At 60.1% G+C, this 11,596-nt stretch carries 7 protein-coding genes and 1 pseudogene; 6 read left to right on the top strand and 2 right to left on the bottom strand.

The genetic code is table 11. The features are described from left to right. A pseudogene (locus ACODRZ_RS25760) lies at positions 1 to 983 on the top strand (cryptochrome/photolyase family protein); the annotation flags it as partial. Between the two features lie 207 nt (positions 984 to 1,190). Here ACODRZ_RS25760 and ACODRZ_RS25755 read toward each other — a convergent pair. After that, entirely contained in the window at positions 1,191 to 3,704 is a 2,514-nt protein-coding gene (locus ACODRZ_RS25755; protein ID WP_103097200.1) for a PAS domain S-box protein, read from the bottom strand. 1,184 nt (positions 3,705 to 4,888) lie between these two features. On the opposite strand from ACODRZ_RS25755, the gene ACODRZ_RS25750 reads away from it, so the two are divergent. From ACODRZ_RS25750 to ACODRZ_RS25730, 5 genes are all read left to right on the top strand, one after another. Next, a complete protein-coding gene (locus ACODRZ_RS25750; RefSeq protein WP_232496407.1) occupies positions 4,889 to 5,152 on the top strand; it encodes a DksA/TraR family C4-type zinc finger protein in 264 nt (87 codons plus the stop codon). A gap of 743 nt (positions 5,153 to 5,895) precedes the next feature. Then, positions 5,896 to 6,600: a cold-shock protein gene (locus tag ACODRZ_RS25745; protein WP_103095072.1), complete on the top strand. Its 705-nt coding sequence runs from the start codon at positions 5,896 to 5,898 to the stop codon at positions 6,598 to 6,600. Between the two features lie 328 nt (positions 6,601 to 6,928). Then, positions 6,929 to 8,959, top strand: a complete 2,031-nt coding sequence (rpoD, locus tag ACODRZ_RS25740) for an RNA polymerase sigma factor RpoD (protein ID WP_488973070.1) — start codon at positions 6,929 to 6,931, stop codon at positions 8,957 to 8,959. Between the two features lie 190 nt (positions 8,960 to 9,149). Then, entirely contained in the window at positions 9,150 to 9,602 is a 453-nt protein-coding gene (locus tag ACODRZ_RS25735) for a VOC family protein (protein ID WP_488973069.1), read from the top strand. A 617-nt stretch (positions 9,603 to 10,219) separates the two neighbouring features. Beyond that, complete coding sequence (locus ACODRZ_RS25730; protein WP_232493340.1) at positions 10,220 to 10,741, top strand: lipocalin family protein; 522 nt, start codon at positions 10,220 to 10,222, stop codon at positions 10,739 to 10,741. Positions 10,742 to 11,260: 519 nt separating this feature from the next. On the opposite strand, the gene ACODRZ_RS25725 is transcribed toward ACODRZ_RS25730, so the two are convergent. Then, the coding region (locus ACODRZ_RS25725) for a hypothetical protein (RefSeq protein ID WP_488986287.1) at positions 11,261 to 11,596 on the bottom strand (336 nt) is incomplete at its 5' end.

The following is an 11,596-nucleotide window of genomic DNA, read 5'->3' as shown; positions in this document are numbered from 1 at the left end:
GGCGAAACCGGGGCCAATGGCGGGCTCTGCCAAGCCTTTTTCCGCAGCCTGTTAAGCCGGATTCCATCACCCGCGAAGTCCTCGCCCTCGTCGCGGAGCGGTTCCCAGACCATCCGGGATCGCTGGACGATTTCGATTACGCTGTCACCGCTGCCGATGCTCGGCGGCAGGCAGACCACTTTTTCGAATCCGCCCTTCCTGATTTCGGCCGTTACGAAGATGCGATGCTGATCGGCCAGCCGTTTTTATGGCATTCGATACTTTCGCCCTACATCAATTCGGGGCTGCTCGATCCGCTTTATCTGTGCCGCCGCGCCGAGGCGGAGTACCGGGCGGGCCGCGCGCCTATCAACTCCGTGGAAGGCTACATCCGGCAAATCCTGGGATGACGCGAATACGTGCGCGGGATTTACTGGCGCGAGGGGCCCCGATACGTGGCACGCAATTTCCTCAATCACCACGGGCCTTTGCCCGCGTGGTTCTGGACTGGCGAAACCGACATGCGATGCCTGCGCGAGGCAATTGGGCAGACCCTGTCCACAGGGCATGCGCACCAAATTCAAAGGCTCATGATCATCGGCAATTTTGCGCTGCTCATCGGCGCCGATCCCCGGCATGTCCACGAATGGTATCTTGAGGTCTATGTCGATGCCTATGAATGGGTCGAACTGCCCAATACGCTCGGCATGAGCCAGTTCGGCGACGGTGGTCTGCCAGGCTCGAAGCCCTATGTATCGTCCGGTTCCTACATCAACCGCATGTCGGATTATTGCAGTGCATGCGCATACTCGGTGCAGGTGCGGGTCGGCGACAAGGCTTGCCCTTTCAATGCGCTTTACTGGGATTTCCTCGCTCGGCACCGTGACAGGCTCAAGGGCAATCACCGCCTGACAATGCCCTATCGCACTTGGGATAGCCAGAGCAGCGAGGATCAGGCGGCCGTCTTGACGCAGGCACAAAAGCTCCTTCGTCAGATCGTATAGCATGGCCGGGAATGCGGTACGTGGATAGGTCGCGATCATTGCCCTTGGAAAATCACGCCCGCGTCGCGGCGTTTGCGCCATATCCGCAGAACCCTTTTCGGCTTTGGCATAAGAAGACCGGTAATGCGTAATTGCGGAGCGGGGATGGGATCAGGCCTGCGAAAGCGCAATTCGAAAGGCCCATCGCCCAGTATCGGCTGCGCCTCGTCAAACCGATGTTTCGCGTATCAGCATCTCCCGGACTTTCGTAGCCAGCGTGTCGGCTGCGAAAGGCTTGGTCAGCATGCCCATGCCCTCGTCGAGAAAGCCCGATCTTGTCGTGGCGTTGGGCGCATAGCCTGTGATGAAAAGCACGTTGAGCCCGGGCCGGGTCTCACGGGCGATCTCCGCAAGCTGGCGGCCGTTCATGCCGGGCAGGCCCACGTCCGTAACCAGAAGATCGATGCGCTCGTCAGATTGCAGCAGAGGGATCGCGGCCGCTGCGTCAGGTAGCTCGAGCGCATTGTATTGCAGATCCTTGAGCACCTCGGTGATGATAAGCCGCACCGACGGATCGTCCTCGACCACCATCACCGTCTCGCCAAGTCCCATAGGATACTCAGGCGATCCGCGTTGCACGGTTTCCGTCTCGCCGTGGGCTCGCGGAACGAACAGCTTGACCGTGGTTCCAAGGCCCAGCTCGCTGTAGATGCGCACGTGTCCACCGGACTGGCGCGTGAACCCATAGATCATCGAAAGCCCGAGCCCTGTACCCTGACCGACCGGTTTGGTCGTGAAAAAAGGTTCAAAGACCTTTTCGACGATCGATGGCGACATGCCAATGCCAGTGTCGCTAACGCTCAGGACCACGTACTCGCCGGGTTGAAGATCGGGATAGGCGCGGGTGTATCGCTCGTCCAGATGGATATTGTCGGTTTCGATGATCAGCTTGCCGCCATCGGGCATCGCATCACGGGCGTTGATGCACAAGTTGAGCAGCGCGCTTTCAAGCTGATTCGTATCGGTGGACGCTGGCCACAGATCCGCCTTGAAATGGGTCTCCAGCGCCGTCTGCTCGCCCAGAGTACGTTCAAGCAAGTCGCTCATCCCGCACACCAGGGTGTTGATGTCGGTTACTCGCAGGTCGAGCGACTGGCGCCTGCCGAATGCCAGCAAGCGCGCTGTCAATGCGGCGGCGCGCTGAGCGGACGCATTGCCGGCATCGATGTAGCGATCGACCCGGTCGAGCCGGCCTGCCGCTATATTGCGCTGAATAAGGTCGAGGCTGCCGATGATCCCGGTAAGCATGTTGTTGAAATCGTGCGCAATGCCGCCGGTCAGTTGCCCGATGGCCTCCATCTTCTGGCTCTGGCGCAAGGCCTCCTGCGCGGTTTCCAGTTCGGCTTCGCGCGCCTTGGCATCGGTGAGATCACGGCCCACCGCCACGAAGTTGATGCCGTCAGGTTCGGGCGCGACGATCCATTCGATGGTTTTCCAGCCACCGTCGTGCGCGGCGATGCGGTTCTCGAAGCGCACGGGTTCACGCGAGAGCGCCATCTGGCCGATCACATCGAGCGAACCCGGCCTGTCCTCAGGATGCATGAGGCTGGCGTAACCGCGCGTGAGCAGATCGTTCTCGCTCCAGCCCAGAACACGCGTCCACGCCGGATTGACGGCCGACATCATTCCGGCGAAATCGGCGCGCGCAAGCATGTCCTGCGACAGATCCCACAGCCGATCGCGCTCCGCGCGCGCCCGCTCGATCGCCGCCTTCACCCGTTCTGCGACTTCCTGGACGAGCATCTGCTCGGCCTCGTTCCATACGCGCGGCGTGGCGTTCTGGACTGCAAGCAGGCCGACCCACTGCTCCTCCTCGAACAGGACAACATCAATGAAGGCGCCTACCTCCCGGGCGGACAGGCCGTCCCGGGCCGCAGCGCTCAGGCGTTCATCGGCGGGGATGTCGTAAACCACCACGGGGGCGCCGTTACGGTAAGCAGCGAGGAGGTCGGGACCAAATGATGCCAGCGAATGCACTCCCGCGATCGAGCCGACGCTGCGCGCATAATCGCGCTCGACCGTCATCATGCCGGTACTGGTTATCTCGGCATAGAAGACGCGGCTGGCGTCGAGCAGTTCCCCGATACGGGCCGCGGCGAGGCTGGTGATCTCGGCCGGCGTCCTGAGCGAGCGCAGGTCGTCCGAAAGGGCAAGCAGAAATGCGCTGCGTCGCTGCGCCGCAACCCGCTCGGTCGTTTCCGAAAGAATGCAGATGACGCCTGCGGGATTACCCTCGGCATCACACACCGCGGAGTAATCCAGATCCATCCACACCTGCTCCGGGGCCCCATTGCGCAGCAGGGTCATTTCCTGATCGTGATAGTTCGGCGTCTCGCCCGAGAGGACCGCTTTGATCACCGTGTCGTTGAACGCGGCGACCTCCGGCCAGCTTTCGCGAACGTATGAGCCTAACGATTCAGGATGTCTGCTTCCCGCGAAATTCGAGTAGGCATCGTTGTAGAGCATGACGCCGCCTTGCCCCCACATCAAAACCATGGGAAGGCGGGAGCGCAGCACCAGCGATAGCGCGCTGGTGAGGCACTGCGGCCATTGGTCGATCGGCCCGAGCGGTGTGGCCGACCAGTCCTGCCTTTCGATGAGCTGCGCGCACGCACCGCCTCCGCGCAGGAAGAGCAGGGCACCCGAAGCAGGCGAGAAGTCAAAAATCGGTACTGAGGACATGCATCGGGACCTTGAAAGCCGCTTTCGAATCGTCGGTATGACAAGGGGGCGCGCGCTTGGTTATCGCCGTTGCCATAGCCGAAGCCGCTTTGTTCTGGAAACTCGGAACTCCGAGGGTGAGGCAAAGAGTTGCTATTGCGCAGCGGCCTCGGAGTTTCGGGGGAATGTAGATGAAAGCGATCCTGAAGCGACCGCTTCATCAGGCTTTTTCATTACGCGGCGAGCGGCGCCTTTTCCGGCGATTGTCGGCGCGTGGTATCATCGCGTTATGTCAGCACGTGCGCCGCGTTGTCGCTTGCAGCCCACAGGACCGGCAGCGGGCGGTGTGAGCAGGGCATATGCGATAGACGCGCTTCCCCCTTCATCACCGCGCTTGGTTTCGAGATCAATGGCGGGCCAGCCACTGCCGAGCAGCGAATTCCTGGGCTCGCGGGCGGATCACCGCGAGATCCGCCTACGTAGACGAGAGGGTTCATGTGTCGCGCGGCTTCGTAGAACTAAGATCGCCTGAAAGTCGGCACGGTGTAAATTGCGCGTTGGTTCGGCGTGCCTCCTGGGAGATGGTTCCCTGTCGACGACGTCTGACAGACGAGCTTAGAATACCGTGAATTGTAAGGGGCGGGCTATACGGCGAACAGCAGCCTCGATTTCTCGCTCTGGCACGTCATATCCGTGTTGCGCGTATCGCCGGGCGATGCTCAGAGCGCTGCGTATTGCCAGAGGCTGACCGATTTCGGCCATGTCCATTCGGATTCTGGTTTCCAGACGTTCCAACTCCGTCACCGGTTCGATCCTTCGCGCATGGCCGTATATCCTGTACCTCATGCTCAACCGGAAAGTCTGAAGTTTGATCCCGAGAATATCGTCGCCACTTCGCCTAAAGCGCTGGTTGTCGCCGCATCGTTGTCAGCCCGCTTTAACAAGTCGAGACGATAACGAAGCGTTCAACCCCTAAATGCTCCAACCTTAAGCACTCAAGGACCGGAAGGTGACTATCGCCTCAACAGGCTCCGCATTGCTTCACAACATTGCTTGGCAGGCGCCAGCAAAGGAATCTACCGAGGTTCGCCTAGGAGGCAGTCGCACGAGGCTGCTCCATGCGGCCCGTATGGCAATGAGTAGCCGCTATTGAACCGCAGGCATCGGGTTCCCACGTCAGGCCGGAAAGATGATTGGAAATCTATATGGCCGGAGGATGGTCGCGCGATGGCGCGGTGCAGGATCAGATCGACGATACCGTGAGTGACGCCGTCCGCAGTGCCCGTGCGCGCATGCCAGTTGGCGAGGGGCTAGAACATTGTGAAGACTGCGGGGAAAAAATCCCCCCTCGTCGGCGCAAAGCACTGCCAGGTGTACGCACGTGCGTCACTTGCCAAGGGCAGCGGGATAAAGCCATCGTCCATACCCACATCAACCGGAGAGGCAGCAAAGATAGCCAGTTGCGGTGAAGGGACCCCGTGTGTGGGCTCACGTTTGCAACTCTGCAGCTTGTCCTCAAGGCCCGCTCTAGAGCGGTCAGGGTCCGGTAGTAAGCTCCAGTTGATTAGCTGCCGACAGGGGCTAAGTGGCAGGGATGACGGCATCCGATCTCGAACACTTGCCTGTGGCTCGCCTTGTCCGGGAAAGAGGTGGCACCTCGCAGACGTGGCGTCATGCGCTTGGCAAGGTCATCGTGAGAGACAGGATGACCCATCCCCACTGCAATTGGGACTTCAGGCTCAGTGGTACGGATCCGCAGCGCGCTGCGATCGAACATCTGTTAGACGACCTGCGCCTTGAATATTTCTATCGTGACGATCGATTGATAGCCCGAAGGGATTCGGCACATAACGGATTTCGCCTCTCTTTCGCGCGAGCTTCCGTCCTTTAATCAAAACGGGCAACCGTTAAGGAGCGGTGCGGACTTTCCGCCATTCCCGGATCGACGGTGAAAAACAAAAATGCGCCCGGGCAACCCAAATTCCGGAAAAAGGCAAGGAGTAAGACAAGGGATCGTACACGCGATGCTGAGGGCTTCGGCAGGCGTCAGGGCACGATGACGCGCGAAAGTATCGGGATCGATGCGCTCGACTCGCAGCCCTGCACTGCTATCTTGTTCTATTATGGATCTTGCGACAGGCTGCGCGACCTTGCGTGCCACGTTCACGCGCGAGGACAGGTTTCTTTGAGCGTAGCTAAAGGTGTTTAGACAGTGACATTCGACAGGGGAAATCGTGGCTATGGCCGTGACCGGTTCGGCGGCGGTGATGATCGCTGGGGCAGCGGAAACGATCGATTCGGCGGCGGTGACCGGTTTGGAGGTGGCGGTGATCGTTTTGGTGGCGGCCAGCGCGGCGGCTTCGGTGGATCGCGCGGTGGTGGCTTTGGCGGCGGCGGTTTTGGTGGTGGCGGCGGTTCGCGTGGCGGCCCAGGCCAGATCGTTGGTCAGGGGCGTGGCACGGTCAAGTTTTTCAACTCCGACAAGGGTTTCGGATTCATCCAGCTTGAAGACGGCGGCGACGATGCATTCGTTCACATCAGTGCCGTGCAGTCCGCCGGCCTCGAAACGCTGGCGGAGGGACAGCAACTGGAGTTCCAGCTGGTCGAGCGAGGCGGCAAGGTTTCCGCTTCCGAACTGACCATAGTCGGCGAGGTCATCGTGGCCGAGCGCCGCGAGCGTGCTCCGGCTCCGCGCCAGTCGACTGGCGAAAAGGCCAGCGGCACCGTCAAGTTCTTCAACGCCGCCAAGGGCTTCGGCTTCATCGTACGCGATGACGGCCAGCCCGATGTGTTCGTGCACATCAGCGCCGTCGAGCGCTCTGGTGTGCACGGCCTTTCGGAAGGCGACCAGCTCGAATTCGAGATCGAGATCGACCGCCGCGGCAAGGCATCTGCCGCGAACCTGATCCAGCGCTAACGAATCCGGCCATGGCTGCTGCAAGTGGCCATGGCCTCATCTTCGGCTTTCCTCGATCGTATCGCGATCGGGGAAAGCATCCGGAAGCCCAAGCTTCTTCGCGTGTATGCCTTCGATAGAGTGCGCGCGGGGGCATGGATTTGCATCCTGCAGGCCCCGCACCACATAATCTGCTGCGAGCATCGGCTTTCTTCCGGAACTGATGATCGGCCACATTACTTGATTCGCAGACCGGCAGCCGTTCATTGCCGCGTGATGACCTTAGAACCTGCACCGGCCATGGCCCCATCATTGCCATGAAAAAACCAAAGAGACGACAGCGGATTACATGACCAACGACCAGTGCCGCGGCGACAGCGACTTTCCTCTTCTTGACCTAAACAAGGGCTCGGTCGGGCGGTTCATCGCCCGTGCCAAAAGTCAGGGTGTCATCACGGTCAAGGAACTGAATGCCGCTCTGCCGCAGGACCAGATGACCACCGATCAGATCGAGGACATCATGGCCGCGATCTCGGAAATGGGCGTCAAGATCATCGACAACGACGATAACGACGAGGATGAGAGCGAGAATGATGGCGTAGACGCCGTCGATGGCAGCGACGACGATACCGATCCGGATTCGGAGTCCGACGAGGGCAATGCCCGGCGCCGCGTTGGTGAAGGCCGCAAGGCCGACACGGCCGCGCGGTCCGACGACCCGGTGCGCATGTACCTGCAGGAAATGGGCGCGGCCGAGATGCTCAGCCGCGAGGGCGAGGCCGCCATCGCCAAGCGCATCGAAGCCGGCCGCGACATGATGATCATGGGGCTGTGCGAAAGCCCCATGACCTTCCACGCGATCATCGGTTGGTCCGAAGCGCTCAACAATGGCGAGATGCAGCTTCGCGAGATCCTCGATCTCGACGCGATGCTCTCCAAGGAGCCGCAGCCGGAAAACCTGGGCGAGGACGGTGAGGGCGACGGCGAGATTTCCGCTGCCACCGCCGGTCCGACCTTCAAGGACGATGACGATTCCGGCGAGGACAACTCGGAAGAAGTCGACGAGGAAGGCAACCCGATACCCAAGCGCAGGGTCGAGGAGGATGAAGAGGACAACACCCTCTCCCTCGGCCAGATGGAAGCCGCGCTGACGCCAGAAGCGCTGGAGAAATTCGCGCTCATCACCGAACTGTTCCGCACCTTCGAGCGCCTGCAGAGCGATCGTCTCGAAGCGCTGGCGCTGAGCATCGATTTCCCGACCACGAAGGAAGAGCAGTACCTGCAACTGCGCGAAGACCTCACCGCGCAGGTGGAATCGGTGCAGTTCCATGCGACCAAGATCGAACTTCTGGTCGACAACCTGTACTCCTTCAACCGCCGCCTGACGACGCTGGGCGGCCAGATGCTGCGTCTGGCCGAGCGTCACAAGGTGAAGCGCGCCGACTTCCTCGAAGCTTACACGGGCCGGGAACTGGACGACGCCTGGGTCGCCGAAGTGGCCAAGAAGGACAAGAAGTGGGCCGCCTTCGCGGAAAACGAGGCTGAACCTGCCGAGCGCATCCGCGTCGAAGTGTCCGACATCGCCGCCGCCACCGGCATGGCGCTTCCCGAGTTCCGCCGCATCGTCAACATGGTCCAGAAGGCCGAGCGCGAGGCGCGCATCGCCAAGAAGGAGATGGTCGAAGCGAACCTGCGTCTGGTGATCTCGATCGCCAAGAAGTACACCAACCGCGGCCTGCAGTTCCTGGATCTCATCCAGGAGGGCAACATTGGCCTGATGAAGGCGGTCGACAAGTTCCAGTACCGCCGCGGCTACAAGTTCTCGACGTATGCGACCTGGTGGATCAGGCAGGCGATCACGCGCTCGATCGCGGATCAGGCCCGTACGATCCGCATCCCGGTCCACATGATCGAGACGATCAACAAGCTGGTTCGCACCAGCCGCCAGTTCCTCCACGATCAGGGCCGCGAGCCCACGCCGGAGGAAATGGCCGAGAAACTCTCGATGCCGCTCGAGAAGGTGAAGCGGGTGCTGAAGATCGCCAAGGAGCCGATCTCACTCGAAACGCCGATCGGCGACGAGGAAGACAGCAGTCTCGGCAACTTCATCCAGGACGAGAACGCCGTCATCCCGGTGGACGCGGCGATCCAAAACAACCTTAAGGAAATGATCACTCGCACGCTGGCCTCGCTCACGCCGCGCGAGGAGCGCGTGCTGCGCATGCGCTTCGGCATCGGCATGCCCACCGATCATACGCTTGAGGAAGTCGGCCAGCAGTTCTCGGTGACCCGCGAACGTATCCGCCAGATCGAAGCGAAGGCGCTGCGCAAACTCAAGCACCCGAGCCGGTCACGCATCATGCGCGCATTCCTCGATTAGGCGCGGCCCGCTCGATATTCGATCGAATTGCGGTCGGGGAGCACCGGGGGCAGAATTGCGGGCTCAATGGCGTGGATGGGTGGTAAGCGGCGGTTGCAGATCGCCTCGTATTCGCGAAAGTCCTACTAACAATCTGGCCTGTACCTCGACTCGATGTCCAGCCATCTTGGAGCATTACTGGGGAATCGTCATGGTCAAGCAGCTTGCACATTTCGGGATGGCGGTCACGCTTGCTCTCACTTGTCAGGGACATGCTATGGCAGAACAAGCAGGTCACGTCACCGGCGTCGGCGGCGTTTTCATCAAGAGTAATGACCCGCAGGCGCTCATAAACTGGTATCGAGAAGTTCTTGGTCTTGATGTCCAGTCTTGGGGCGGAGCTGCATTGGCGTTCGATGCGCCGGGCCATCCTCCAAAGGTCTCCTGGACGCCGCTCCCGGAATCCAGTGACTACATGGCACCGTCAAAGCGAGAGTTTATGATCAACTTCGCTGTGGACGACATGGACGCTATCGTCGCGAGACTTACCGCTCACGGCGTTCCGATTTTGAAGCGCTATGATGATGACGCTTTCGGTCGGTTCGCCTGGATACAAGATCCAGACGGCACCAAAATCGAGCTTTGGGAGCCGAAGCGAAGTTAGGTGCAGCCGAGGCGAATAGGCAAAACTTTAATATCCGCTTTGGGACGTGTGCCGCTGGAACGCGTTGGAGGCCAAATCTCTGTAAGGTCGTTGTTCCGGTTCCAAGATTTGGATTGCATCTCCGGCGGCTGAAAAGGGCGCCAGCTGCCGATCTGTGCGGCATCAGCGATGCGCAATCAGTGTGCTCGAAGCCATGATCCGAACCTCAACTCGAGAAATGCGTCGATACCGACTGTCGGAACAGCAAGGGCAAGGATCGCAGTATTCTATGAGGGCGAGATCGACATCTTCCTGCTACGAAACGCCAGACAACCGCAAAAAGACAGGTGGCGCAGCGTAAGCCCCGCGCTTGATCGCGGGTTGATCTGCGCAAAATTGCCTTCAATCAGGCAACAAGGCCCGCCCACGCGATCAGGGCGGTAGTTCGGGGGCGGGCCTTGCATTCGGGTCACCCGACTGTGCCAGGCCGGTGCACCATCCACTTTGCATATTTCGAATTGGTAAGGATCGTTGATGAAGCGGCGCTTTACCATTGTCACAGTGAAACCCTGAACCGGTAAGGCGAGAGACAGGAACCGGTGCCAATCGCCTCGGTTCTTCCGTCCATGGAGACCCGGATGACCACCGACCCGCACGAAATCAAGACCGTTCCTAACCTGGATCTGAACCGGTACCTTGGCACCTGGTTCGAGATTTGCCGCCTGCCGCTCAAATGGGAAGATGCACAGGCGAGCGACATCACGGCCACGTATTCGCTTAACCCGGACGGATCGATCAGGGTCGACAACCGCTGCATCGACAAGAAGGGCGAACCCGATCAGGCAATCGGACAGGCTTTTCCTGTTGACGCAGGAAATGCAAGGCTGAAGGTCAGCTTCCTGCCACAATATCTGCGCTGGCTTCCTTTCGCCAAGGGTGACTACTGGGTGATGAGGATCTCGCCGGACTATACCGTCGCTCTGGTCGGAACGCCGGATCGCGCCAACCTGTGGCTGCTTGCGCGTACGCCTCGTCTGTCGGCGAAGGTGCGCGACGATTATCTGTCGAGCGCGACTGCACAGGGCTTTGATCTGGCCGCGCTCATTTCACCGCGCCAGAGCGGGAACATCGTCTCAGACACAGTGCTCGCCTCGACATAAAGGGATGGAAGACCTCATTGGTCAGCGCGCACGGACTTCCAAGCTGTAGGCAGAACGCCGACACGCCGCAAATCACGGCGTTCCGCTGAATCTGCGTCAGTAATATCGGCCTACTGCGTTGGGCACTTGCAAGCGCGTCGCTCTGCCAGACATCGACGCCGCGCCGTGTCCGGAAACACTATTGGGCCGATCACATATGGAACGGATTGTGCGCGGTTGTGGGATGACGAGTAAACCCATTTCCTCCTCCCGGGCGACCTTGCGATTGAGCGACCGGCTGGGATCGTCGCGCCGCACTGCTTCCGGCGCCAGGATCCCGAAACATGGAGCTACGTGCTGGCTGAAGATTTCTTTCCCGATACGCTCAAGAGGTACAGGCATCGTCTCGTCGACGTTGAGATTAAGGCATTATTATTCTTCCTCTTTTACCTTTGCGAAGCGGGCAGGAGACGGCAGTATGCAAAGAGGATGTCAGGGCTGTAGATCCGACGGCGAGAATTTTGATCTTGCGATGGCTTTTCAACCGATAGTCGATTGCGAAACTGGCGATCCTTTCGCTTTTGAAGCGTTGGTCCGCGGCAGCAACGGCGAGGGTGCGGCTGAAGTGCTGTCCAGGGTGACACCCGAGAATAGGTACGCATTCGACCAGCAATGCAGGGTCGCAGCGATCAAGGGGGCGGTCGAGGCCGGAATCCTTGACTCCGGCGCCAGGCTTTCAATCAACTTTCTGCCCAACGCTGTGTATTCTCCAGCGGCGTGCATCCAGCTCACGCTCAAAACTGCCCGCGATGTCGGCTTTCTGAGAACGGCGGAGCAATATTCGGCCACGCTAGCGGCGGGATAGTCCCGCTGCGG

The sequence above is a fragment of the Novosphingobium sp. FG90 genome (genome assembly GCF_057808725.1).
The sequence above is the reverse complement of the archived record's forward strand: the minus strand, read 5'-3'. Positions and strand labels throughout refer to the sequence as shown.